Raw genomic sequence first — 26,432 nt, 5'->3', positions numbered from 1 at the left:
GAAAAGTCAAAACATTAATGCAAATCATAAACTCATCATTGAACTTGACCTATAACAATACCTAATCCCTAGGTACAAAAATTATATTATGAGCATTAAAAACACCGTTGTAACTACTAAAATCTATGAAATATTTCCCGAGAAATAAATAAAAAACATGTCGAAAGTTGCAATAAAAAATAATAAAATTATGCCATAATATAGCGATTTACAAAAAATAATGAACTAGCATAATCAGACTGACTCCCATTTTGAACTGCTATTTTTCTCGTTACAGCTAATATTAAACATAATCTGTTAATTCCGAAAATAATTTCCCTTACATTCCGTTTATGTCTTTATTACAACCCCCTATTTTTTTATCCTTAAAGATTGTCTACCAAAAAGATATACCACCTTATGTTTTGGGATGCTCAATTCAGTCAGCTCTTATTTTTTTAGCGTCAAAAAAATAGACAAACCGAAATTCTCAGTTTGTCTACATTATTAGTAGTTTTACTCTAAAGCTTTGGAAATAAAATTAAACATATAAGAGTTCATCTTAGGTCCTCCATTCATCGGGTTCCCATTAATAACAAATGAACCTCTATGAACACCTATAATCTGATTATCAGTGTTTATTAATGCTGAACCCGATTGTCCTGGTGCAGTATCAATTGTATAAAAGGCTACAGATGCATCCTCTCTAGTAATATTTCCTCTCGTACCAAATTGAGAAATTTCACCACTCGCCTGCATTAAATCTCCCGGATAACCATAAATACCGATATTTTGATTAAGAAGATTATTCACCTGTTTGATTCCAAGAGTTCCTGCAACATCTCCTGCCTGTTTATTGTCTTTTGATACATCCAAAACAAGAATAGCGAAGTCTTCAGAGCTCGAACCAGTTGAAGCCCAATTAGCAGCTACATAATAATCATTAACTTTATAAGAACCAAATAATCCAACACTATTACTTACACCAGGGTAAACCTTTGCACTAGTTATAGTTTCTTTTGTTTCTGGATTTATTACACAATGTCCATTTGTTAAAACTTTATTTTTGCCAACTAAAGAACCTGTACAAGAACCACCTTTTCCATCAGGCCAATTTATTTCGATATACGTAATTGCACTATATGGCAATTCTTTAGTATTCTCTACTTTTTTTCTACTATCGTCACCGATGACAATACGTGGTGATATTTGTAAAGGTCCTCTAGCAGTAGAATCATTAATAACAACTGGTGGTGGTGTAATATCGATAAACGAGTGACCTTCCATTATTGAATCAATCTGGATAGGCGAAATTTCTCCCGAACCTTGAACACTTGGTATTTCATTATTTAATGACCAATCGCTAACATTAAACTCCTCATATTTAATGATTTCACCTTTCGAGTTTACCATGTCATAAGGATGTGACATTTTACTTGGATCAAATGAAAATTCACCTAAAGACTCATCTGCAAAAACATTCATTGGCACTAATAAAAAGATAAGCATAAAGAACAACCTAATAGTAATTTTTTTCATTTTATTCCTCCCTTTGGTTTAAGTCTATTTATAGTTTAATAGAAACGGAAGGAAAAATAAAGATAAAATATTAAAAATTGGTAAAATATAAATAATTCTGAATATAATTAAAAATTTAGTGATCTTAATACATTTCAATCTTCAGGATTAAAATCTTTTCTCTATGCTCTACCCCAATTAACAATGTTCTAGATTTTTAGCTCTTATCATACATTGAGTAAAACCTTCCCCTTGCTCATTATCCTCATAAACCCCTGTCTTTTTTACATTACATACAAGCAATAATAAAGGAAGGTTTTTTTCTAGGCTTACTAAAACATTTATAAGGAGAAGGATTATGTTTGTAACTCATTTCTATGAAAACAAGACGTCCGTTTTAAGTCAGCTGCTCGTAAATTTACCTACTGTCGAAGAGAACATTAAAATTAAAGGACGTAAAGCTAAAGTTGTTCAGATTGTTCAAATAGACGACAACAACTATCAGGTAAGTATCATTTTTGAAAAAATAGCTAAAAAACAACCATTAAAAGAAATTGGCAAGAAAAAGAGATAGCTCTTCCCTATTCACCTTCCGACGCTATCATTTAATGATAGCGTTTTAACTTTAAAAAAAAGGGAATCGAACTATAAGAGAAAAATCCATTGCGAATTATTCTCAACGATAAAATCGTCTTCAAGAAAAGCATTTGACTTTTTAATTGATAACAATTATCATTATCAATAGATTATTTCTTACTCCGAAATGCTTAGTTCAGCATCCCCCTATTTTTTTGAAATAAGCATGTATCAAACGGATATTCTTACATCAGACTAAGAATATCTTTTTTTAACTTTTATCAACAGCTGTTTGACACCCGTTGAAAGAAGTTTAATTCTCCGTCGAATGTTTACTTAATTGGAGAGATTTACATAAATAAAGGAGCTGTTTTACATGGATTATCGTATTGAAAAAGACACTATGGGTGAAATTAAAGTACCTGCAGATAAAATTTGGGGTGCTCAAACGCAGCGCAGTAAAGAGAATTTCCAAATCGGAACAGAACAAATGCCTATTGAGCTAGTTCAAGCCATGGCCATTTTAAAGAAAAGTGCTGCGATAGCCAATAATAAATTAGGTAAGCTTTCAGATATAAAAGCACATGCGATTGTGCAAGCAGCAGACGAAATTTTAAAGGGTCAATGGAACGATCAATTCCCTCTTGTAGTTTGGCAAACTGGTAGTGGTACACAGTCAAATATGAATGTCAATGAGGTAATTGCTCACCGTGCAAACCAACTTTTACAAAATGTTGGCGAGGCTGAGCGCATCCATCCAAACGATGATGTCAATAAATCTCAAAGCTCAAACGATACCTTCCCAACGGCTTTGCATATTGCTGCAGTATTAAAAGTTGAAGATTATTTACTGCCGCGACTACGCTTATTAAAAGAAACACTTGATGACAAAGCAGAAAAATTTAAAGATATTATTAAAATTGGTCGTACACATTTACAAGACGCTACACCTTTAACTTTAGGTCAAGAAATTAGTGGCTGGGTAGCAATGCTTGCTAAATCTGAGCAAATGATTGTCCAAAATATTAAATATATGAAGGAATTAGCGATTGGTGGAACAGCAGTTGGAACAGGTATTAACGCACATCCCGAATTTGGTGAGCGTGTAGCAGCAGAAATTAGTCAATTAACAGGAAAACATTTTACTTCGGCTGCAAATAAATTCCATGCACTGACGAGTCATGATGAAGCTGTTGTCGCACATGGCGCATTAAAGGCTCTTGCAGCTGACTTAATGAAAATTGCCAATGATGTTCGCTGGTTAGCGAGTGGTCCTCGTTCTGGTATTGGTGAAATTACGATTCCAGAAAACGAGCCAGGCTCATCTATTATGCCTGGTAAAGTAAATCCAACTCAAAGTGAAGCGATGACCATGGTTGTTACACAAGTTGTTGGTAATGATGCAACAATTGCCTTTGCCGCTTCCCAAGGTAACTTTGAGTTAAATGTTTTCAAGCCAGTAATTATCTATAACTTCTTACAATCAACTCGCCTACTAGCAGACACAATGAAATCATTTAATGATAATTGCGCTGTCGGTATCGAGCCAAATAAAGAAGTGCTTGACCACAATTTACAAAATTCATTAATGCTTGTAACTGCACTAAACCCTTATATCGGTTATGAAAATGCGGCAAAAATTGCGAAGAAAGCCCATAAAGAAGGCACAACATTAAAAGAAGCAGCGATTGCAACAGGTTTACTAACAGAAGAACAGTTCGATGAATATGTGGACCCTGCAACGATGATTTATCCAAATGTAAAGTGATATAAGTGCAAGTTGAACACACAAAGCTGACAGAACTTTGATATATCAACGTTTTGAGGTAATGGGCTCTCTTCTGACCAAGCAAGTTATTGTATAGTACAGCATGTTTTTGGGGCTAAGTTGGGGCTAATAAAATACGGCGAGCGTGTGTACAGGAATATGTGAGTATAAAAGATTGGGGCTAATATGCTTCAATCTTTTTTGTTGGTCAATTTAAGAATAAATTACTCACATAAAAAATAGCACTGCTAGTCACAGTGCATTTCTATAAACAAAAATAATAAAAACCCACACCTTGTTAGATATGACTTATTAAGTATGTACTATTTAAACAATGCTATTATTGAAATAATTGTTCCAACAATGGCTATGATTATTGCACGTCTATCCTTACTTTCTTGAACATTATTTTTCAAAATATTTTTAAAAGCTCTTATTAATTTTGTTAATTCATATAAAATTGGAATCCAAAAGATAGTGAACAAAAACACTAAAATATAGTTATTTAGTTCATTTAATTGTCCCCCACTATTAATAAATTTATGAACTTCTAAAATAATTGTAAAAATAATTGCATAAGGAAAAAATAAACGTACTATTTTAAATGAACTAAAGCTAATAATTTTAGGTTTACTGAAAATATAAATGCCTTCAATAAGCATCACTAAAGCACCTATAAATATCGTCATCTCACCTGCACTAAAGTAAATAAATATATCAGTGATAACTCTATTATTTGCAATACACAATTTGGACAAGAATAAAGCTAAAACAATGGATAGTCCTAACAATATTAAATAATGTTCTACTATTTTTTGAATACTTCAGAAGGGGGGCTTTATACACATGAGGAAAAAAATATTAATTTTAGTAGCAATGTTACTACTATCAGTTATCACTTTTTTACCTACCAAAGGATTTGCTCAAACACAAGAATTCCTTAGTCAACAAGAAATTGATAGGTTATTAACAAATAATGATGTAATATCACCCACAAGTAGAGTTACCACTTTAGATGAAATGAATTTGATAGAGAATTACTACGAAGAAAACCCTAATGCGATGGACGAAAATATTGAAGAAATATTAGATAAATTAAACTTAGACCAAGTTGAAATAATACCTAGTGAAAAAATTGATGAATTAAATGCTACTAAAAAAATTCAAGCAAGGGGTAGTGTTAATCTTGGTAGCGTAGTTTTTCGTGATATGAGTCATAGTGATACGCTATTTTATGCATCTTTATATGCTAGAAATGCTGGTTTAAGTAGTATAGATCAGATTGGTGGCAGGGTTTATGGTTATGCAATGCTACCAAATACTAATTACTCTACAATTGTAATGAATAATTTTTTCAATGAAACCTACATTAAACCGTTTATTGATAGAAAAATAGGATCTTATAATATCGCTCACTATAAAAATAAAGCCTCATTCATGGCAGATTATGTAGTAAAAGATGGAAATAGTGTATTAACACCTACACCTGCTGGTGTCGAATTTAATGGTATTAAATGATTTAATCAAAGTTAAAGAAGCTCTATGACCTAAAACAGTTCATAGAGCTTCTTCTTGTTTTAACAACGTAAAAAACCACTATCTTTCAAAGTATAATGCCCAGACTCCGTAATGCTTTCAAAAGAATATATAATAGAATTATTATTCTCAAACTCTTTAAAAAACTTAACGCTTTCAAAATTACACAATAGATTGCTAAAGCTTTCAACACTTCCAAAATCTTGATTTTTCTTATATACCTCCACTGCCTTTTCTAACGATTCTCTCAAAGCAACCCTAGCCATTTCTGTAAGTTCTTCTTTTTTAGATAGTTTGCTCGTCCTTTGATGATCTTTTAATAAATCCATTATTTCACTATCACTTAAAAGTTCAGAGCTACGCATAATTTTCAAATAACACCCTCCTAATTCATAAATAAGTCTTATATGACGTTACCAGTTAATAGTTTTTTATATATACTGTTATATGTTTTACCTTTTATTTCTACACTATTATTGTATGTTTCTTCTGCGTTTTTCTCAAACTCTTTTTGTAAATAAATCTATATGATTTAACACCGTATGAAAACTCATACAATTCCTTAAAGTATTGCTCCGCTGATCGTATTAAATACTTGGCCAACTCTTTTGATGTCGCATCCTTCAAAAGTGAAAAGACCACTCATAAAGAGTGGCCCTGTCAAACTAATAATTCGAAGCAATTACATACTTGAGAAAGAATTTGAAATCTTTTGATTTCCTCTTTGTTCAGCTCTTTCCATAGCTCCTGCATTCCTTTCGTATATTGGTGAAGCTTTGGGGCTTCAATGGAGTAATATGGACTTTGATAATCGAACAATCACTATTGAGCGTCACAGAGGAAATAACGGTGTTGGAACCACAAAGACACAAAACAGTGAGCGCACCATAAAAGTTGATGATATTGTCTTGCAGCAGTTAAAGAGTTATAGAACGGCTGTCAAAGCTTTGTTGCTATCATATGGCCGTAAATTAAATGATAATATTTCGAAAGATGACTCTTTTATTTTCATATCACCTTATAATGGTGAACCTTTCATTCCCACAGGGTTAAACGCAACATTTAATCGTGCTGTAAAGGCAGCTGGACTTCCAGCGACTACAATACACGGATTACGGCACACACATGCCACAATTTTGATGAATAACGGTATCCCTGTTAAAGCAATTGCTGATCGTTTAGGAAATACGCCTGAAATGATTCATACTGTTTATGGTCATGTTCTTCAGGAATTGGAGGAACACACTATTTCAGTATTTAGTCAAAGCTTAAAAGAAAATGGGGCTAAACGTGGGGCTAACTTATAACAAAAACTCATCTGACCCTTTATATATCAACGTTTATAGATAATCAATTATTTTACCAAATGTAAAATAACAGGCGTGCAAGTTAATCATATAGCACCTTGATAATGTGTTCCATTATATACTTGGCTAATTGAGGCTAAAATCGAGCAATTAATAAATCTTTAGTGAGCATATTTATAGAAAAAAGTAGGATTGGGGATATACCTCAGTCCTTTTTTATGGTTTTAATGCCATCACCTCAAGCCTATTTTGGTGCATAATTTTAATTTACTTCGATCCATAAAAATACTCCCATTGGATAAACAGATTTTAATCTATCTACCTAATTGGGAGCATTTCATTTCGAATAACCGGGCTTTATATTTTTTTATGTAGAACAAAATTAAGCAAGATAATATTCACACATATTTCAATTTCTATATTCCTCTCTAGTAATTGATCTTCTTTAAAATCTAAAAGTTCTTTTTCTGTTACATTTATAATTTTGGACAAGCTTTCTGTTGTTATCTCGTATTCCACTAACAAACTATTCAATATTGACTTTACCCTATCTTTAGCATTAAAATCATTAAAACCAAAATTCAACATTGTTAATTTATACTCAATTTCTTCAAATTTTTCATTTGTGATGCTAATTGAATCTTTCATTATATTTTCTATGTCATTTATGGGTATATCAAACATTTTAGAGAGTTGTTGAAGCCGTAAATTAAATTTTTTAATTAACTCTTGAAATTGTTCTCTAAAATAATCAGATTGGGTCGGTCCATTAGTGAGAAAAGATATTTCTACTTTTTTCTGCTTTTCATCCATACTATTTCACCTCTACTTTATTTTAGTGAAAATACATATGTTGTTATGAACAAAGGCGGCGTAATATCTACAATGGATAATAGTGATGTCAGTCATGCTTTCCGTTCAACAATAACTGATACTGTTACTTCAGTAGATGATCAAGTACCCTCTAAGATAGACACTAAAAAGTCTCTCTTAGAGGGTATCTTTATTTACAATTAACATAAAAACTAGATGGAGCACCGTTTAAGTGCTTTGTAAATTCCTAATTACTTCTCTCCAACTGGTTTTAATAATTTCACTGGAATCCAATGTGTGGACTCGTTGTTGTCACCTTTTTTCCAAGTTACATTTAGATAACCATTAATTTCAAGACCTTCTGAAAATAAAATACTTCCCTTTTTCAATGTACTTATCGTTGCAGATCCTTTAATTGGATCGAGTATAAAATCTGTATCTTTTGTTAGCTCAAAACGCACGCCTATTTCGCTTCTTTTCGACTCAGAGATTTTAAGATCTATACCAGGATACTGTATACACTCTTTAGAACTAACATCATTCGGACCGCAATAAGAAATTATTTGTCCATTATTTGTAAAAGAAAAACCCGGGTTGGTTCTTTCATTGAACCACATTCCGTAAGTTGCGGTATTACTATCACGATTAATAAAGATATAAGTTGGATTTTTATAAAAAGTTGAACGAATTTTTATTGGTACTTCTTTGAAAACTACCAAATCCGTTGCTTGTACCCGATATTGCCCCATCTGGTAAAATGTTTTGCCATCATATTTTTCAATATCATACGTTCTAAAGAAATTATTTCGCTTGACCACTAACGAATCAAACGTACCATTTGGATTTTTCTTGTACACCTTGATGTCTTTTTTAAAGGTCATTTTTCCGGTTTGGTCTTTTACAACTTCTGCTCCATCATACATCACTTTCGCTTCCGATTTTGTTGGATGTACTACTGCAAAAACAAATGCTACTAGTAACACCATAAAAAATTTTTTCATGATTCTCCCCCTCGTAGCTTTATTTTAAATAACACACTCCAATAAGCATTAAATACCAATATATTCTAATATTTCGGATCATCACCAAAACGTGTGGTTGATTTCCGTTCCGACTGGGCGCTTTGTAGCTGACGCTTCGCTTTCGCTACAGAAAACATTTGTTGCTGTCGCTTCGCTTTCGCACAGTCAAAACATTTGTTGCTGTCGCTTCGCTTTCGCACAGTCAAAACATTTGTTGCTGTCGCTTCGCTTTCGCACAGTCAAAACATTTGTTGCTGTCGCTTCGCTTTCGCTACAGAAAACATCCGCCACGCTGCAGGGTCTCTGGCCAACATGATGTTGGTCACGAAGGCGTTATGACTGGATGTGATGCTTTTAGTCTTCGTTCCTCTATTGCTGATCCCCGAGAAGTCGCCCAGTCGAAACGAAGGTCAACTATTTATATAGTAGACGTTTTAACAAAAGTCGTCCACAAACTTTGGTGATTAATTAATATTTTACCAAAAATATAATGTTCTACCAATAAAAAAATACAAAAAAGATTGAACCTACATGTATCAAACGCTTTTGCAACTCATCACTATTCTTTTTGTAAATGAGCGATATTAGTCCCCTATTTTTAACTAGACATGACACTAGTTAATGTTTTATGATAAATCGATTAGAGAATATCAGCTGATTAAAAAATTGTAGAGGGGTGTTCGTTGATGACAAATAGCAAAATGAATCCAAAGGTTGATGAATTTTTAGGTAAAGCTAAAAAGTGGCAGGAAGAATATTCGGCGTTGAGAAATATCGTTCTTGCTTGTGAATTGACTGAAGAATTTAAATGGATGCATCCTTGTTACACACTTGAGAAAAAAAACATCGTGTTAATACATGGATTTAAAGATTATTGTGCCCTGCTCTTTCACAAAGGAGCCTTATTAAAGGATGCCAATGGGGTATTAATTCAACAAACTGAAAATGTACAGGCAGCGCGCCAAATTCGTTTCACCAACATTCAAGAAATAGTTGGCATGGAAACGATTATAAAAGATTATATTCTAGAAGCCATCGAAATTGAAAAAGCAGGTTTAGAAGTGCCCATGAAAGAGCATAAGGAATACATAATTCCTGAAGAACTTCACCATAAATTCAATGAAATGCCTACCTTAAAAACGGCTTTTGAAAAATTGACGCCAGGACGACAAAGAGCATACATTCTACATTTCTCTCAACCTAAACAATCCAAAACTCGCGTGTCGAGAATTGAAAAATACACGCAACACATCCTTGATGGTAAAGGATTAAATGATTAGTTTATTAAATGGGAAAATAAATAACTCTGTTATAAAAAAGTCGAAGCAAATGGCTTCGATTTTTTTTATTTCGGCTTTAATAGAGATTCAAAGAAAAAAGACTATCTGTTTAGTAGATAGCCTCTTCGATAACATAACGACAGTTTTACTCCTCCCAGAACAATTCATCTAGGGTTTTATTTAACGTTTTACATATCGCGATACATAAATTCAAAGTCGGGTTGTATTTACCTAATTCAATTAAACCGATTGTTTGCCTAGTAACCCCCACTTTATCAGCCAATTCACCTTGTGATAAATCATGTTCAATTCGAGCCATTTTTAAGCGTATGTTTTTCACATTGATCACCACTATCTTCATCTTCTAACATTCTTTGAATAACTCGATCACTTTTCTTTTTAGCAAGCCCATAAAATAAGAGTAAAATTCCGGCAATACATGATGCATACAACAACAGTGACACAAAAAATACCAAAAAGAAAAAATATATTGCTTGTGGTGTACTTTCTGCGTAGTTGAATGCACTGTTAACACCCATAATAATTGCAATAATCATACCAATAGCAACACCGAAAATAATAAATTTAGTACTTAATTTAAACTTACTTGTACTATTGTGAATCTCTACTTCATCAGTAAAGATGCCGAGATAGGCTACTCTACCACAATAATAAACTGCTGAGAATAATAAAATCAACCGTTCAGTTGATACATTTTCTGAGGACACTCCCTCTGTTATGAATTTTATTAGGATCGATATTAAACATATTACAATGACAAAGAAAAAAATCTCCTTGTAAATTTTATTTTGCTGATTTTTAATTCGTTCATCGACGTGTTTACTTTTCCAAAACATCCATATTTTCCCCCTTTATTTTATGATTTTAATTATACAGAATATCTGTCTCTTTGCAATATATATATTGCAAAAAGTTAATTATATTTTTCATTAATGAAATGATACCCTTTGTGCGTACGTCTCCCAGACGTCGGTTTTACAAAAGACAAAACAAAAAAACCACTCATTTGTGGGAGGGCACTGAAAAACTTACGTTTTCATAAAAGCGAACCTTTCTCAGATGAAAATAAGGCACTTCTTGTTCAATTTTGAACAGGAAGTGCCTTATTTCTGTCTCTATTCCTTATTTATTTTCGTTTAATAGCTTTAATATCCGTTTTAAATTGACAGCGAATATCGTTGTAGCTCTTGAATTTCCATGCCAAATAGACCCGCAGTCGATGCCGTATCGTACCCGTGTCCGTTTTTTAATTCACTATTCTTCGCTTCTACTTTGTAGCGATTTGCGGTTAATTGCTTAAATGCTTCCGTATTTTGAAATGCCTCTTGTTCGGCATGTGTATCCGACTTAATTGTGACAGAATATGTTTTACTTTTTGAGCCTTCTTTATAACAGCCCTCTCTCCTTGGACATACTTTGCATTTTTCAATGTCAAAATAATAGGTCTGACTTTGACTCTTACTCGTTCCTTTTTTACCCGTACGTGCTTTTCTTGTCGCGAGATGACCCGCCTTACAAACAAATCAACGGGATATGTGTCTTATACCCGAAGAAAGAAGATGTACTTAAACATACGAATTGGAGGAATGGCATTACGTCCATTGTCTAAACAATATTTTGTTTTTAACTCTTCTAAAATGAATGAAAAATCAACAAGTTCATTGATTTGATGAAGTATATTATCTTTTGGCACAACAATATCGTAGATCGCCATATATGGACTTAAATGAAGGGTTTCTTGATTTGAAATCATCGGGGGCACCACCTGCACATTATTTTTTTATTATAAAGGAAAGCGTGACTAAAATAATAGTGTGATACATTGCGTTGTTTGGAGAAGCATCGCTCGACTCCTGCGGGAAAGCGAGACAGACGAGACCCCGCACGAAGCGAAGCGTAGGAGGAGGCTCGGCGCTCGCCCGCGGAAAGCGAGCGGAATGCTTCGGAAAACAACAGTAGCGTCACAGTGCCAAATGAAAAAAGCGAGGTATTCAACGATTTACTCGTTAAATACCTCGCGATGTGAGAAGATATAGACTTTTTCAGTGCCCTCCATTTGTGGAGTGGTCATTTTTATTATCTTTATTAAGGTTTAAGCTTTCGATCTATCAGTTAAACCTAAAGTCAATATGCTCGATCGGCCAACAGACGATACTTGTTGTACCCATTATTTTTTCTTTAGGGATGAAACCTAACTCAGGATTTCTACTATCATTACTTACACGACGATTATCACCTAATACAAAGTAATGCCCTTTAGGTACAGTAGTTTCACCTAAGTCTTGTTCTAACGTAAAATCATATGTAAGTGACCCAGGATCTTTTAAATCCTTCTTGTACTGATCTAAATAAGGTTCACTGTACTTTTCCCCGTTTATGTATAATTGATCATCCTTATACTCAATTTTATCTCCTGGTAGACCAATGATACGTTTAATAATATTTTTTTCTTCATTATCTATCATCATGTTATTAATAACGACAATGTCAAATCGATCAATTGGCTTAAATTTTGGACCAATTTTATTAACAATAACACGATCACTTTCTTCCAATGTCGGTTCCATAGAAGCACCCTTTACGAGTACTGGCGTAAATAAAAACTGCTTGACTAAAAATGCCACCAATAAAGCGAAAGCAATTGCTTTTACCCATTCAACAAACTCATTTGTCTGTTTTCCCTGTATTTCTTCTCCCAAAATTCCACCTCCTAGTATTTCTCTTAATTAATACGTAAAAAAAGGAAAATAGTTTCAATTTTCTGTTCGTAATTTTAAAATAATCAAATATAGGGAGACAAGTGCGTCTCCCTCTTCTTTAATATAGGCAGCCTTTTCACGTCCTCGAACTCGTTCCAATACTTCTACCGCCGTCATTCTCCCAACGATCAATGTCCCAAACAACATCAACATCTTCCCAGCCGTCTTGTATTTCTCCGTTAGGAAGGGTACCATTTCTTACTATAGAAATAACACATCATCCTTTTTAATAATATTTCATGTTTCTATATTATGTAATGTTATTTGTTTTGTTCATCGCCAAATACGGGGGATGTAAAAAGGAAGGATTACTTTTAGGTCTGAGAGTATTTGTTGCAACTGGATCAATGTTATGAATTTTTTTAGCTAATAGGAATTTCCCCAAAGTTAAGGTAGTGAATCGTTAATGTAGTTAAACTAACTGATATGTTTTTTCTGGAAAAAAGTATACTGTTCATGAAAATAAAGAGGCTTAATTGAAATAAATTTTGTTTAACCAAGTACAATTGTAATTCCCTTTGTTTATACAACTATACAGGGAGTGGCGAGCATGATAGCCCCCGACCGGTTAGCTGCCATTGATATAGTTGGTTTCTTGGCTAGCGAATCATGCGGGTAGAGGCTCCGTGTCAAGTGTAATTATTCACGCACATGTATAGAAACGTAGTTAATTTAGCGAAAGTGTACATGATTAGACTAGCAAAAATGTACATTGTTATTTTGACATTTGCAGAGGTTAGGACAAAAGGTTTTAAGCAACTAGAAAAGCCGAACTATTAAAAATTACTAACACAGCATTCTACAATAGTTCGGCTTTTTGTTTTCAAATAATAAAAAGTGAATTTTACCATTCGGCTTTGGACACAGTTAAATTAGGTATGTCCCAGCCTGTTTATACGAAAGAGTGAAAGCTTTGAGGGGCTAATAAGATAGAAACTTTCGTTTTATATTTTTCCAACCTAAAAATTCTTTTATATATTCAGCAGGAGTTATGACAAGTAAACTTTTAAATTCTTTGTAATAATGGGAAGGATCATAGTAACCATATTGGTCAATGTTTACAGGTGTCTCTTCAAAGGAAAAATGTTGAAGTAGGAGTTGAATACGAATGAATTTGCTTAGCTTTTTTGGTCCAAAACCTGTTTTTTTGTAAAAAAGTTCTCGGATATATCGCTCAGAATAACCTGTTTTATGCTGAATTACAGCTGGTAAAAACAGCCCATTATTTTCAATAATAGAATCAAAACAAGTTGCGAATATTTCATCACCCAAGCTTTTATCCTTTTTTTGAGAACCAAAATACTCATTACAAATCTGCACCCTTTGTTCGAAATCTTCTGCTTCAAAAACAGATTGTATAAATTTAGAGTCTAGTGTGCAGCCTAATTCAACATTAACAAACGGTTGTTGAACAATATGTTTTAATGCGCAATTGTATTGAATAACTGTTTGTTTTGGATTTAGACGAACACCAAAATATTTACCTTTTGGGGTAAATGAATAAATTTCACGTGTAGTCGGGGTATTCCCTAAGACAACCTGTTTATTTTTGCCCATGTAAAACATTAAATCTTGGCAGGCATCAGGAATGACATGAATATCACTATTAATGCCTATTGGTTCAAACTCATAATAAAATAGTATATCCTGGTTTAAATGGCTGTTTGGAGCAAGTTCTCTATAAGAATACGTTTTTTGGACCAATTCAGGTTGGATTGGATAATAGCTACTCAATAAACCGCCCCCTTTAGTTCACTCTTAGGTAAAATTAAAAGAATCCTTGCGCTTGTTCATTGTAACTAGCTAAGACACATTTAGTTGATTGATACGATTCTAAAGCTTTTAAATGATTTTCTCGACCGATACCTGACTTTTTATAACCGCCAAATGCTGCACCTGCAGGGTATTGGTGATACGTATTTATCCAAACACGTCCTGCTTGGATCTCTCGACTTGCTTTATAGGTAATGTTTGTATTACGTGACCATACAGCTGCCCCTAATCCATACATCGTATCATTTGCGATTTCAATCGCTTCCTCAAAGGTTTTAAACGTAGTCACTGCCAATACAGGACCGAAAATTTCTTCTTGGAAAATACGCATTTTGTTATGGCCTTTAAAAATAGTTGGTTGAATAAAATAACCATCTAAATTATCAAGGTGATTTTCGGCGCCACCGATTAAACATTCTGCACCATCTTGTTTGGCAATTTCAAAATAAGAAATAATTTTTTTATGTTGTTCTTCTGAAGCCTGTGCACCCATCATTGTTTCAAGTTCGAATGGATTACCAACTTTAATTTGCTTTACTCGTTCAATGGCTTTTTCCATGAAACGATCATAAATAGACTCATGGATCAAGGCTCTAGATGGACAAGTGCAAACTTCACCTTGATTTAAAGCAAACATAACTAATCCTTCAATTGCCTTATCTAGATATCCGTCATCAGCATCCATGACATCCCCAAAGAAGATATTAGGCGATTTGCCACCTAATTCTAGTGTAACAGGAATTAGATTCTCAGATGCATATTTCATAATTAGTTTGCCGACAGCTGTAGAACCCGTAAAGGCCACTTTGGCAATACGTGGGCTTGAAGCTAACTCTTTTCCTGCCTCTACACCAAAACCATTAATGACGTTTAAGACACCTTTTGGTAATAGGTCTTGAATAAGTTCAACTACGAATAAGAATGATACCGGCGTTTGTTCTGCTAATTTTAAGACAACACTATTTCCTGCAGCAAGTGCTGGTGCCAATTTCCAAGCTGCCATTAAAATAGGAAAGTTCCATGGAATGATTTGGCCAACTACACCAATAGGTTCTTGGTAATGGTAAGCTACTGTATCCCCATCAATAGGCGTCACTTGCCCTTGTTGTGCGCGAATGGCACTTGCAAAATAACGGAAATTATCAATTGCCAATGGAATATCAGCATACATCGTTTCACGAATCGCTTTCCCGTTATCCCAAGTTTCTACCCTTGCAATTTTTTCAAGATTTTCTTCCATACGATCAGCAATGGCTAGTAAGATTCGTGCCCGTTCTGCTACGGGTGTTTTCCCCCAAGTTTTTTGGGCTTCATGAGCGGCATCTAATGCTAGCTCTACATCTTCTTTTGTTGAACGGGCTACTCGTGTAAATACTTCTTTCGTGATAGGTGTACTATTATCGAAATACTCACCATTTACAGGTGCTACCCATTCACCACCGATAAAATTGTCATATTGCCTTTTGAATTGAATGCCAAATTCTTCAATACTCGGTTTAACATTTACCTTTACCATAATGATCGACCCCCTTTAATGATGATTATGATGCTGTTGTTCCTCTTTTACAGGCACCTCATTTTGAATCTCAAAACTACTTACTACTAGTACACAAATCATTACACTAGCCACAATGTAAATATGCTTTGGAATGGCTTTTATAAAGACAGGAAACATTTCACGATTCCATACACCGATAGAAATGATAGCACTTACAATAAATAGCATTGTAAAGAAGATAATGCTTAATGTTAAATATTGAGAGGTCATTAATGTTAGCATCACGCCCATCATTGCTCCCATAAAGCTAGATCCTACACTTTCCATGAATAGGTACAATGGTAACCCTATTGATAGTAAATAGCTTAAGACAATAGCAATAATAATAGATGCTATTGCACCTAATACCATATCGGAAAGCCACGTAGCCATATTCATCCCAACAGCGGTACTCATTGTCATAGAAATCAGCATTATACAGCACTTGGCCATGCCATGATTGGCAAAACGCTGTTTTAATAAACGGTTAGTGATTACCGTAAAAGTAACAATTACCAACATGCTTAGGAATGGTAGCATATTATCACTCCTCGTAAGCGTTTTATTGTATATGACAAGACGACGTTGTGTGACACTTCTTGGCGGGTCTAGGAACGTCTATCGCTGGGTTTCGATCAAAGAATCCGACTGGTTTTAATTGGAAATTTATGTATGCAGTTGGCATGACAGGCCAATCTTCAGGGCGCGGAATATGATGATGGCCCATTGTGTACCAAACGACGATATCTTCATCATCAATTGAACGGTTATTCTCAACGTATTTTGGGAGTCCATCTCCTCCAGCATGTTGATTTGGATACATACCTGTTGCATATTTTTCATTTTCATCAAATTGCGTAACGTGTAAATGATGTTTAAGGAAACCAGCACGTTTCATAACGCTTGCTTCGTCATGAGCAAATGGGAAGCAATTTTCACCAGGCAAAATTTTATATCCAACCGGTTGATTCACCCGGTTAAGTGAGTTTTTATTGATAATTTTCCAAGTACGCTGCGTTTTTAAATCTAAATTACGTAACGCTTCCTTCTCCGTTTTAAAAATACGTGAAATAGGATAGAAACCATTGCCGTTCGGATTGTGTTCTCCCAATGTTTCTGATACTGTTTCTGTTTCAACTACTGAGTTATTTTTACCGTCTAGCATCATATCAAGTCGGAAATTAAAGAAGTGTTGATGATGTGATGCGTTTAATCCTGGAGAAATCTCAGATCCATATTTTGTTTGAATGCCATCCTCACATGTACCAGTGTTTAAAATACCTGTAAGTTTGACTTCAGCTTCAATCGTACCGTCTTGGTAGAAGCTCCAATAGAAGCCATAATCATAATTGCCAACTGTACAGAAAAATGAAATCACTAGACGACGTGAGCGCCGTACTTCTACATGGCCTGTACGCCAATCTGTATGTTTCCAACCAATCCCGTAATCTTCTTCGTGTAAGCAAATGGCATTTTTGATCGTACGCGCATTTCCTTTAACATCAGCTACAATACCATCAAAGTATTGAATTTCTCCTAAGCAGTCGCAACCTAGCTCTAACGAATTGGCTAATTGACCCATGCCATATTCACCAGCATCAAAGGCATTTTGTGTGTTATGCGAAAATGTTGGTTCACCATAAGGGACGACCATTTCTGATAATGCTGCACGATAAAGAACTGGACGATCCTTGCCTTTGTCATGGTAATTAATTGTGTATAATACAAGGCCCTCTCGTGGAGTAAATCCATAGCGGAAACTCCACTTTTGCCATTTGATCAAATTACCTTCAATTGTAAAGCTTGGACCTTCAGGTTGAATGATTTCCAATGGCTTTAAGTCATTTCTAAACACAATGGATTCATCAACTTCAGGATGGTAATTCCCTGATGTTGTTGGAATTGGACGTATTCCATGATCTTCTACTTTGTAAACTTCCATTTTGTTTAGGTCTACATACGATACAATACCTGTTAAAGGGTATGCATATCCGTTATCTTCTAATGATTGTTTTTGCCAACAAATCGCACGAAGTAAACGTTTACCTTCATGTTCCTGAACGCCAAAATTCCCTGCTGACCAAGGATCCACCATAATTAAATCAGGATTGTCAATGCCACGTTTCTGTAAAGCTGCTACAAAATCAGGGTGGCTCTTTACTAATTCTTCACATTGCTCAAATTCCTCAAGGGCTACATTCGGTTGTACACCAGGGATATGTTCGTAGGAATCAACTTTTTCTGAAGTTAAATTTACAACTGCTTCAAATGTTTTCAATTCTTTATCATCTAAAATCACTAAAAATACTTGGCGATCTACCGTATTACCTGGTTTGTAATTTAGTACTTCTGATTTTTTAGGTTCATGTAACATGACCGACATAAATCGTACATGTTCAGACAACTGTTGCTGTTCCTTGACAATTTGAACAGCTTTTTCAATTTCTACTTCAGATAATGGTGATAATGGGTGGCTTAGCTCAACGTTTGGATTAACCTTTACTGACATCCTATCAACCCCTTATAATTTGTTCCCTTTCATTATAATCAGAAAATTCAGTGAAGTGATTGTAAATAACGGCATTATTATAGATAGGTTGATTTTTAGCTAATAAAATACATTTTTCTACTTTAAACGTTCTGTATTTTTGTAAAAAATCCCAATTGAGCAGCAGTTACAGTCATTTGCATTACTCCATGTAATTTCCTTAAATTAAATATGTATTACGTGTTTGCAAAGGATAGTATTCTTTACCCGTTCCGTTGGCTTGTTTTAGAGAAAAACGTAGTATTTGAAAAACAAGTGGAGCAAATGTTTATTTCAGCTTGTAAACAGCCTCAATAAAAAGACCATCAAAAATGATGGTCCTACTCAAGAGCATCTTCTATATTGGCAGATCTAATTGTATAATGAAGTTCCTTTATATTAAATTCTTGGCTGTTTATGCGCATTATTGAAACCTCTTTTACTTAGTTTTAAAGATAGTACTTGGCTCAATGTTCACGAATCGATTGTGCCAAACGGACTCGTGGTGCTTGATAATTTGTTGTGCGTTTAATACGTGACTATCTAGGGTGGTATGTGCACCTTCCACTATAATATTATGATGGTATCCATGACTATAGGCATTCCGGATGGTCGTATCAAGACAAAATTCTGTTTGAGCACCAGCGAAAATAAGCTGCTCAATTTGTTGTTCCTGTAAGTATTGCGCTAATTCCGTTTGATAGAATGCATCCCACGTTGTTTTTTGAATTACTTTATCATCTGGTTGTCTTAGAAGTCCGTGATATAGGTCCCAGCCTGGTTTGCCAAATGCAAAATCGTCATCTTTATTTGAATCCGTATGCTGGATAAAAATAATTGGAACTTCGCTGTGCCGTGCCCATGTTATTAACATATTAATGTTATCTAGTACTTTTTCGTAATCAAATAAGTAGTTTTCACTATCCAAAAAAAATGCTTCCTGCATATCCACTATCATTAATGCCTGCTTCATATAGTTCTCCTTTCGGAATCTGACTTTAATTCTTTCATTGTACAAAAAACTTTTTTCCATTTAAAGAGAATTATGAAAAGAGAGGGAGACTTTCATGGATGTTGGTACGAAGGAATATCACAGGACGTGATGTTTTCCTCTACCCTTGGGTGGCAAGTACTAATTTGTCAGCAAGTTTTATATTCTCCTTTAAATAATTTGGTATAGAAGAATTATCGAGTATTTGTTCAGTTGTCATCCACACGACACTGTCAACTTCATCAGGACTCTTTGCAAAAGCTTCTCCGTGCTGATGATGACAAAGAAATACGATGTCTACTACACTAATACCAGCATCCGTCAAGAAGGAGGAACTATTAACATACCTTAGATTTGAAACCTCCACCCCAACTTCTTCGGCAATTTCCCTTATAAGTGTTCTTTCTAAAATATTTGTTGAGAACCCCTCCTTTTCGACCTTCCCACCAACTAGAGACAATACTCCCCCTGCATGTTCCTCTTTTTCACTACGTTTTATTAACAGCCAATTTTTATTTTTGTATATTGCAGCTTCCACATTAACGATAAACATATTATCGCCTCCTAAAAAAGTATATTATATGTATTTTCTGCATCAGAAGAGTCTTCTCCTTTTTCGATTTATTTTACCGTAAGTATTTTGTTGCATGGTAGAACGAATGTTAGCAAAAACGATTAAACGGCTTAAGCCCACTAGTTTAAAGGGGTTAAGCCGTTCAAAATATTGTCCACAATTTCCTCCGTCACTTGACAAGAAGAAGTTCAATTGTTTTATTTCATTAACTCTTCAACAAATTCAACTGGTACATATGTTTTTGTTGGTTCTAATAAAGCTGGTGCTACTTTAAAATAACGAAGTGCTTTATTATAGCCATATTCTTTTTGATCACGTGTAATTGTATAAGATAATGCGCCTTTAGAAATAATGGCACCATTTCCTGTTGATTCTACTTTAAAGCCCAACTCTTCGGCAATTAAACGTAGTGGTACCATTTTAGTACCTTCGACCTCATAAAAGTCTTTATTAATAATTTCTTGTACTGCAGCTTTAGATGGATCCACTTCACCTGGCTCTTGTGCAATCGTATCTAAAACGATAACTTTTGAAGGTGGTGTTTGTGCTGGGATACTCATTGTTGCAATTGTATAGAACACTAGTAAATGTTGTTCTGCTAAATCCTCTGCCTTTACTTTTTTACCAGACAGGCTAAGTAATTCCGTTTCTTTACCAATATTTAGTTTTAACGTATTATCAGTATTCACTAATTCTTTATTGAAAAAGTTTACTTCTACAGTTCCCATTTCTTTTGTTTCAACAATAATTACCTCTGGGTTATATTGTGGTGGATAAATCATCAGCATTGGCTTATTTGCATACGTGTATGCCGTTACTTTATCACCTTTTTGTAGTTTAACTTCTTTACCAGTATTATCGAAAACTAGTGTTTCGTCATTCACGACAAAAACATTTGTATTGTCTTCCTCTTTTACAGTGTAATATGTTGAATCATCACGTTTTTCAACACTCTCAATTGTTCCAGCTATTTTAATAAAAATAGGTTGAACTTGTGGATTTTGCTCATTATTATCAGTAGCGTTCGTCACAACCGCTTTTCCTTCGTTTGCTGATGCAGTTGGAGCTACTACAGCGCCCCCGATTAATAATGCTGACATGGCAAATGGTACGACTTTCGTCATTTTCATAAAAAAGCATCTCCTTCATTTCACGAATTCATAGTAGTAGTCGGCTATAAAAGAAAAAGGTTACAATATTGCCATCATTTATTTTAATCCGCTAAAAAAGCCGTGATTCTTTTACGGTAAAGAATCACAGCTTTCTCTTATGCTGGCTTCGATGAGTATTTTGTTCGGTTCGCGAGTATTTCCTTGCTTCGCACACGTTATTGCGTTTAATCGTATTAGTTTAAAACATAAATTGAAGAAGATTTAATATACGCTGTAAAAAATATTCCCGTTCGTTTTGTTTCTTCCTTATTTTCAAAGCCATATCTGGGAGATCGGTAATGACGCCATTGACATTTTTCCGAATAAAATTGTGTAATGACTGATCTTTATTTAATGTCCAGACAAACAGTTTAATTTTTTGTTGCTTCATCTCTGAAATCAGCTGATCCGTTACCCAAGCTTCCTCAAGTGATATAAAATCAACTGTTTCATCCATCGGCCCGATATTTAATGCATAGACAATCCCTACACGTAAATTCGGTGCCAATTTTTTTAACTGTGACATCATTTGTGGGTCTGATGATTGGACATAATACGTATCGAGCACCTTATAAGCTTTTAGTTTTTCTACTAACTTGGGCAATACATCTTCTGTTTCTTTACCATGAACTTTCAATTCAATCAGTAAGGAAACATTTAAAGCTTTTGCTATTTCAATAAAATCATCTAAAGATGAAATTTTGTCATTAAAACCATTAGCATGAATCGTTAACGTCTTTAATTCACCGAGTGTCATATTGGCTATAACACCATTTTTACCTGTAAGTCTTCTTAATGTTCGATCATGAAATACAACGAATTGTCCATCTACCGTTTGCTGAATATCGACCTCGATTAAGTCTGCACCTGCACTTGCTGCGCTGACAAGGCCACTGATTGTATTTTCCACATTCCCCTCTGTGTAGCCACGATGAGCAATAATTTTTGTATCTGGTACATAAACACTTTTCTCTAACGAAATAATATTCATCACACTTAATGCGATAAAAACAAACAAAATGATAAATAACAATGGCTTATAGCGCCTTCTTCGAAATTTCGGTGTAAACCTTGTCTTGCTTAAAGGGGTGTAATAAGTAAAGGCTACCATTACTTGTGAAATCATTGCTTGCAGTATACTAAATAGCACGACGAAAACTATTTCTAATAAAGCAATAGTGATCCCCGCAGTGACAAGGGCTGTACTCGGTATCAAACGCTCCAACATATATAATGGCAAAGTACTTATAAGTGTAATGCCAAGCATCACAAGTAGAAGAACTGTAACTAGCATAGCTAATAATCCAAGAAGCTTTAACAAGTCCCGCTTTGAAAAACGCCAGCTGTATATTAATGAACGACATAGTGATATTTTGGGCTGGATTGTAAAAATCGGCAAAGCCAATATACTACGTATGCCCACTATTACTAAAACAATTACCATAGCAAAATAAAGTAAACGACCCGAACGACTACTCATTATTTCATCTATCAAAAAGTGCGGAATGGTCATCTCTTGTGTTAACGTTAGTGGAAATATAAATGAAGCTAATGGCAATAAAAGTGCACTATAAATAAATAAAAAAATGATTTGAATACTAAAAAAAGAAAGTACCTTACGATTAAGCTGTTGCCATATGTGTAGATATCGATATCGAATTCCCCGTTGTTGATAAAAAGCCATTAAAAAAAGAAAGCCCATTTCATAATAAATAAATAGAAAAATAAGCACAATCAAAAAAAGAAACATCAAAATGACAAAGGGATGCACCATAAAACTTTGAATATTTTGCTCCGTAATATGTGTGTAGCCCGTTACTCGTAGTATTAGCTTAAATACGATAGCCGTCATTGGAACAATTAATAAAAACTGAAATAACTTAATCAGCGCGAAAACCTGTATATAATCGATGCGATACATATAAATATTGTAGACAGCTTGTCGCATTACTTGTCCCTCTTTATGCATTTACTCACCTCAGTCATACCTATCGTATCCCCTATCTTAAGCATCTTTCCGATTTTTATAAGCTCTTCCTATACAATATGTAAAGTCATTTATTTCTAATTATTTTCTGCTCTTGAAATACAATTTGTTCCATATAATATGCAAGGAAAAATGATAAGATTTCTGTATTTTTAGTGTCTATAAATATTTTTTTGAAACTTTTTTGTATGTAACTCGGTAAATAATAGAATCGATACAAAATAAGGGGGCTAATAATTTTGACACAAACAATGTTTCATCCTGGTGATATTATTAGTACAACCATACTTTTTGTCATTTTCCTAGCGATATTTTTCGTGATGATTCATACGATTAAAAGAATGAAATCGACTGCTCCTTCGCCTCCACAAGAAACACTTCAGCAACAAGTAGAGGATTTAACAGTACGAGTGACAATACTTGAGCAACAATTGGAAAATTTATCAGAAAGACGCTAGCTCCTAAAGAATGAAAAAGAGGCTCGGAGAAATGTGTCTCAGTCAACAAAAATACCGAACTATCCAATGAAACGCTTATGAAGTGTTTCGGTATAGTTCGGTTTTTCTATTCGGCTTTATTAAGGAACCATTTACTTTGTCCAAGCCTCTTCATGTTCTTATAAAAATATTATGTCAATGAATTAAGATGTTATAAAAGACTCTATAGCAAAACACAGGTTGATTTCCGTTACGACTGCGCTCTTTCCTGCGGGCATCGGGGCAACAAATGCTTTTTTTGCGCGAAAGCCATGCGACAGCAGAAATGTGTTTTCTGTGTGAAAGAGTAAAACACTTTAAAGTCACAAGCCAGAATCATTTTTTCACTTGTTTTAAAATCTTCTATAAATCAAATTTCATAAAATAACGTTCTTTGTTAAATAGATGCATTAAAGTAAAATACAATATGGTTCATTTTTCACTCATTATTACGTTTAACGCTCCAGCTGCTTTTGGCCATCCCACAAAAATGGCCATTTGTGTTATTAAGGAAATAATCTCCTTTCCATTAATTCCATTTTTTTCGGCCAATTGTAGATGAAATCGTATACATGAAACATGGTCAGATAGAATTCTTAATAGTGGTTATTTAAACGAAGACAGGAGACATGTTGTAACAGGTATCCAGAAAGAATCAAGACAAATTGACCTTTATAGTGAATTATCCTTGATTAAAGTACCTGTATAATTATTAAGGGTGGAACTGATGGTTCACTTTTGAAAGAAATGGAAGTTGGAAATATAGGAATTACCTTAATGATGTGAACATAATTGAGATAGCTAGTTCGGGACATGAACTATGGGAGCCAGATTTAAATAAATATCTTCAAATAATTAATGCATTCTTAGAAAAATTGGATAGTTCTTGTTAAGCTAGGTCCTGCACCGTAGGGGTGTTTTTATGTTCGATAGAACTCTTTACTTAGGAATCCCCCACTTCTAAACGAAGTGAAAGTGGGGGTAGTTCAATCAATAATTCCAATTTCTAGAGCCTTGTGGACAGCTTCTTCCTTGTTACGCACTCCCAACTTTGAGTAAGCTGTTGAAGCATAGTTCCTGACCGTACCATTCGATAAATATAGCCTTGAAGCTATCGTATTGTATCGAAGTCCTTTTGCTACTAGCTGCAATATTTCTATCTCCCTAGCTGTTAGCTCATAAGCGGTTGCTTTTGATTGTGGTGTCTCTTTTTGCTCAACAAACTTCTCAAATATTTTGTGAGACATCCCCTGATCAATCAGTGTCCCACCTTTGTGAATAAGTCGGATCGTATTAGCTAGCTCCAACGTTTCAATAGATTTGAGTACAAAACCATCCGCACCGTTGCGAAGCGATTCTAACGCCTGTTCGGTATCTTGAAACGTTGTAAAAATCAATACGCGGATATGTGGCCATTGTTGCTTAATCTTTTTGGTTGCTTCGATTCCATCCATGTGCTGCATATCTAAATCCATAAGTATAACGTGGGGTTGAAGGCGCCCACACAAATCGATGGCTTGATTGCCATCCTCAGCCAAACCGACTACATTTAAATCTTCATATCTATCGAGTAGTGTCCTCAAACTTTCTCGAACAAATGGCTGGTCGTCTACAATTAACAAACGAATAAGTCCATCTTTTATTTCAATTTGTCGCGGTATGGTACATGTAACAAGCATTCCTTCCTCTGGCTTTGTATATACAGACAATTGCCCCTGCAAATTCATTGCCCGTTCTTTCATCGCATTCATACCGAAGCCTTCCTGCCATTCTACATTTCCTTTTCCGTTATCTTGAACTTCTAACCTCGTATATTGTTGTTCAAACTGCAATGAAACTATAATTTCAGTCCCCTGACCATGACGTACTGCATTTGTAAGACATTCTTGTAAGCAACGAATGAATGCGATCTTCGCTTGCTGAGACAGTTGATATTCCTCTCCGAATGTCCTAAAACTTACATTTACCTGAGCGTGCTCCTGAAATTCGGCTCCAAGATTTTGTAGAGATTGAATCAAGGAAGACGATTGACACGGAGAATCCATTTGATGTAGGTAACCTCTCACGTCCTCGATGCTTTTACGTCCCATTTCAAGCAAAGAATCTAGCCTCTGTATACCCATTTCAGTAGCAAGTTCGGTACGCAACGTTTCCATCCCCATAATAATAGAAGTATAAGCGTGACCAACTGTATCATGAAGCTCGCTCGACAGCCTGTTCCGTTCTTCTGCGAGTGTAATACGTTCAATCTGAGACATATATTGCTCAAGTACCGCGTTTTGTTTACGAATCGCTTCATTTTGCTTATGATTGACAATTAATAAATGGAAAGCGAAGCCCATTACATAAGCAAGTCCATGGTAGGTAACCATAATCCAATAGCTATTACTTGGCGCAACCGCATAGAAAATTCCAGTTGTTATAAAAACTGTTGTTGGAGCTGTCCAATAATAGGAAAGATGCTGACTATTCGCAGCAATTAGAAAAACCGATATAAGAAATGTAACGTTAGCTCCCGGAAATAAAGAAGTTAAATATATACACAGTCCCCCATATAGCAGTATTTCTGTGAACAAGTAGTATTTGTAATTGAACAATAAGGCTACCCATGGAATCGAGAAGGCAATAATTTCCCAAAGAATAATAATCCAAAGTGGCAATGTTAAACTATCCTGAAAATCGAATGTGGTTATGGCGATAGAGACACTAACAAGTATACGGACTCCTAACATAATCCAATCGTACCAAACCCAATACTTAACCATTTCAAACAAGTCATTTACCCCCTAAATAGCCTACCTTTTTACTTCCTATATTATAAATTAATCCTTCATACA

General features: G+C 34.8%; 26 protein-coding genes and 1 pseudogene. 6 read left to right on the top strand and 21 right to left on the bottom strand.

Annotation, left to right across the window (positions count from 1 at the left end; genetic code table 11):
• Positions 1 to 495 precede the first annotated feature (495 nt).
• Positions 496 to 1,518, bottom strand: a complete 1,023-nt coding sequence (locus MY533_RS08985; RefSeq protein WP_248718828.1) for a trypsin-like serine peptidase — start codon at positions 1,516 to 1,518, stop codon at positions 496 to 498.
• A gap of 337 nt (positions 1,519 to 1,855) precedes the next feature.
• On the opposite strand from MY533_RS08985, the gene MY533_RS08980 reads away from it, so the two are divergent.
• Both MY533_RS08980 and fumC read left to right on the top strand, forming a co-directional pair.
• Entirely contained in the window at positions 1,856 to 2,071 is a 216-nt protein-coding gene (locus tag MY533_RS08980; RefSeq protein WP_132362795.1) for a hypothetical protein, read from the top strand.
• Between the two features lie 378 nt (positions 2,072 to 2,449).
• Entirely contained in the window at positions 2,450 to 3,841 is a 1,392-nt protein-coding gene (fumC, locus tag MY533_RS08975; protein WP_248718827.1) for a class II fumarate hydratase, read from the top strand.
• A gap of 323 nt (positions 3,842 to 4,164) precedes the next feature.
• Here the strand turns inward: fumC and MY533_RS08970 are convergent, their stop codons facing one another.
• On the bottom strand, positions 4,165 to 4,599 hold the full coding sequence (locus MY533_RS08970; RefSeq protein WP_248718826.1) for a hypothetical protein: 435 nt from the start codon (positions 4,597 to 4,599) through the stop codon (positions 4,165 to 4,167).
• A gap of 88 nt (positions 4,600 to 4,687) precedes the next feature.
• Between MY533_RS08970 and MY533_RS08965 the strand changes: the two genes are divergently transcribed.
• The gene (locus MY533_RS08965; protein WP_248718825.1) at positions 4,688 to 5,359 is read left to right on the top strand and encodes a hypothetical protein; all 672 of its coding nucleotides are present in this window, start codon (positions 4,688 to 4,690) and stop codon (positions 5,357 to 5,359) included.
• A 59-nt stretch (positions 5,360 to 5,418) separates the two neighbouring features.
• Here MY533_RS08965 and MY533_RS08960 read toward each other — a convergent pair whose 3' ends face one another.
• Positions 5,419 to 5,751, bottom strand: a complete 333-nt coding sequence (locus MY533_RS08960) for a hypothetical protein (protein ID WP_248718824.1) — start codon at positions 5,749 to 5,751, stop codon at positions 5,419 to 5,421.
• 402 nt (positions 5,752 to 6,153) lie between these two features.
• On the opposite strand from MY533_RS08960, the gene MY533_RS08955 reads away from it, so the two are divergent.
• Positions 6,154 to 6,684 carry a site-specific integrase gene (locus MY533_RS08955; protein ID WP_248718823.1) on the top strand — a complete coding sequence of 177 codons (531 nt, stop codon included), beginning with the start codon at positions 6,154 to 6,156 and terminating at the stop codon, positions 6,682 to 6,684.
• 357 nt (positions 6,685 to 7,041) lie between these two features.
• On the opposite strand, the gene MY533_RS08950 is transcribed toward MY533_RS08955, so the two are convergent.
• Together MY533_RS08950 and MY533_RS08945 are read right to left on the bottom strand one after the other, a co-directional pair.
• Positions 7,042 to 7,497, bottom strand: coding sequence for an HTH domain-containing protein (locus MY533_RS08950; RefSeq protein WP_248718822.1), 456 nt, complete (start codon positions 7,495 to 7,497; stop codon positions 7,042 to 7,044).
• A 251-nt stretch (positions 7,498 to 7,748) separates the two neighbouring features.
• Entirely contained in the window at positions 7,749 to 8,498 is a 750-nt protein-coding gene (locus MY533_RS08945; RefSeq protein WP_248718821.1) for a hypothetical protein, read from the bottom strand.
• 707 nt (positions 8,499 to 9,205) lie between these two features.
• Here MY533_RS08945 and MY533_RS08940 point away from each other — a divergent pair.
• A complete protein-coding gene (locus MY533_RS08940) occupies positions 9,206 to 9,799 on the top strand; it encodes a YdeI/OmpD-associated family protein (protein ID WP_248718820.1) in 594 nt (197 codons plus the stop codon).
• Positions 9,800 to 9,944: 145 nt separating this feature from the next.
• Here MY533_RS08940 and MY533_RS08935 read toward each other — a convergent pair whose 3' ends face one another.
• From MY533_RS08935 to MY533_RS08870, 14 genes and pseudogenes are all read right to left on the bottom strand, one after another.
• Complete coding sequence (locus MY533_RS08935; RefSeq protein ID WP_248718819.1) at positions 9,945 to 10,139, bottom strand: helix-turn-helix transcriptional regulator; 195 nt, start codon at positions 10,137 to 10,139, stop codon at positions 9,945 to 9,947.
• Positions 10,105 to 10,656 (bottom strand): DUF6773 family protein, encoded by a 552-nt coding sequence (locus tag MY533_RS08930; protein WP_248718818.1) that lies wholly within the window; start codon positions 10,654 to 10,656, stop codon positions 10,105 to 10,107. The genes MY533_RS08935 and MY533_RS08930 overlap by 35 nt, the downstream gene beginning before the upstream one ends.
• Positions 10,657 to 10,942: 286 nt before the next feature.
• A pseudogene (locus MY533_RS08925) lies at positions 10,943 to 11,343 on the bottom strand (transposase); the annotation flags it as partial.
• Between the two features lie 17 nt (positions 11,344 to 11,360).
• Positions 11,361 to 11,573: a transposase gene (locus tag MY533_RS08920; protein WP_248718817.1), complete on the bottom strand. Its 213-nt coding sequence runs from the start codon at positions 11,571 to 11,573 to the stop codon at positions 11,361 to 11,363.
• 355 nt (positions 11,574 to 11,928) lie between these two features.
• On the bottom strand, positions 11,929 to 12,519 hold the full coding sequence (gene lepB / locus MY533_RS08915; protein WP_305884018.1) for a signal peptidase I: 591 nt from the start codon (positions 12,517 to 12,519) through the stop codon (positions 11,929 to 11,931).
• Between the two features lie 54 nt (positions 12,520 to 12,573).
• A complete protein-coding gene (locus tag MY533_RS08910; protein WP_248718816.1) occupies positions 12,574 to 12,732 on the bottom strand; it encodes a hypothetical protein in 159 nt (52 codons plus the stop codon).
• A gap of 768 nt (positions 12,733 to 13,500) precedes the next feature.
• A complete protein-coding gene (locus MY533_RS08905) occupies positions 13,501 to 14,313 on the bottom strand; it encodes a helix-turn-helix domain-containing protein (RefSeq protein WP_248718815.1) in 813 nt (270 codons plus the stop codon).
• A gap of 34 nt (positions 14,314 to 14,347) precedes the next feature.
• The gene (locus MY533_RS08900) at positions 14,348 to 15,868 is read right to left on the bottom strand and encodes an aldehyde dehydrogenase family protein (RefSeq protein ID WP_248718814.1); all 1,521 of its coding nucleotides are present in this window, start codon (positions 15,866 to 15,868) and stop codon (positions 14,348 to 14,350) included.
• Positions 15,869 to 15,883: 15 nt separating this feature from the next.
• Positions 15,884 to 16,429, bottom strand: coding sequence for a hypothetical protein (locus MY533_RS08895; protein WP_248718813.1), 546 nt, complete (start codon positions 16,427 to 16,429; stop codon positions 15,884 to 15,886).
• Positions 16,430 to 16,451: 22 nt separating this feature from the next.
• Positions 16,452 to 18,398 carry a primary-amine oxidase gene (locus MY533_RS08890; RefSeq protein ID WP_248718812.1) on the bottom strand — a complete coding sequence of 649 codons (1,947 nt, stop codon included), beginning with the start codon at positions 18,396 to 18,398 and terminating at the stop codon, positions 16,452 to 16,454.
• A 457-nt stretch (positions 18,399 to 18,855) separates the two neighbouring features.
• Positions 18,856 to 19,389, bottom strand: a complete 534-nt coding sequence (locus MY533_RS08885; RefSeq protein ID WP_248718811.1) for a cysteine hydrolase family protein — start codon at positions 19,387 to 19,389, stop codon at positions 18,856 to 18,858.
• A gap of 139 nt (positions 19,390 to 19,528) precedes the next feature.
• Positions 19,529 to 19,960, bottom strand: coding sequence for an NUDIX hydrolase (locus MY533_RS08880; protein WP_248718810.1), 432 nt, complete (start codon positions 19,958 to 19,960; stop codon positions 19,529 to 19,531).
• A 218-nt stretch (positions 19,961 to 20,178) separates the two neighbouring features.
• The gene (locus tag MY533_RS08875; RefSeq protein WP_248718809.1) at positions 20,179 to 21,111 is read right to left on the bottom strand and encodes a stalk domain-containing protein; all 933 of its coding nucleotides are present in this window, start codon (positions 21,109 to 21,111) and stop codon (positions 20,179 to 20,181) included.
• Between the two features lie 220 nt (positions 21,112 to 21,331).
• Positions 21,332 to 23,101: a glycerophosphoryl diester phosphodiesterase membrane domain-containing protein gene (locus MY533_RS08870; protein WP_248718808.1), complete on the bottom strand. Its 1,770-nt coding sequence runs from the start codon at positions 23,099 to 23,101 to the stop codon at positions 21,332 to 21,334.
• A 257-nt stretch (positions 23,102 to 23,358) separates the two neighbouring features.
• Here MY533_RS08870 and MY533_RS08865 point away from each other — a divergent pair, with 257 nt between their 5' ends.
• Positions 23,359 to 23,577 (top strand): hypothetical protein, encoded by a 219-nt coding sequence (locus MY533_RS08865; RefSeq protein ID WP_248718807.1) that lies wholly within the window; start codon positions 23,359 to 23,361, stop codon positions 23,575 to 23,577.
• A gap of 450 nt (positions 23,578 to 24,027) precedes the next feature.
• On the opposite strand, the gene MY533_RS08860 is transcribed toward MY533_RS08865, so the two are convergent.
• Positions 24,028 to 24,189 carry a carboxymuconolactone decarboxylase family protein gene (locus MY533_RS08860; RefSeq protein WP_256469529.1) on the bottom strand — a complete coding sequence of 54 codons (162 nt, stop codon included), beginning with the start codon at positions 24,187 to 24,189 and terminating at the stop codon, positions 24,028 to 24,030.
• A gap of 392 nt (positions 24,190 to 24,581) precedes the next feature.
• A complete protein-coding gene (locus MY533_RS08855; protein WP_248718806.1) occupies positions 24,582 to 26,369 on the bottom strand; it encodes a helix-turn-helix transcriptional regulator in 1,788 nt (595 codons plus the stop codon).
• Between the last annotated feature and the right edge of the window lie 63 nt (positions 26,370 to 26,432).

Origin of the sequence: Lysinibacillus sp. Ag94 (assembly GCF_023242215.1) — a bacterium.
Classification (GTDB): Bacteria; Bacillota; Bacilli; order Bacillales_A; family Planococcaceae; genus Lysinibacillus.
The sequence above is the reverse complement of the archived record's forward strand: the minus strand, read 5'-3'. Positions and strand labels throughout refer to the sequence as shown.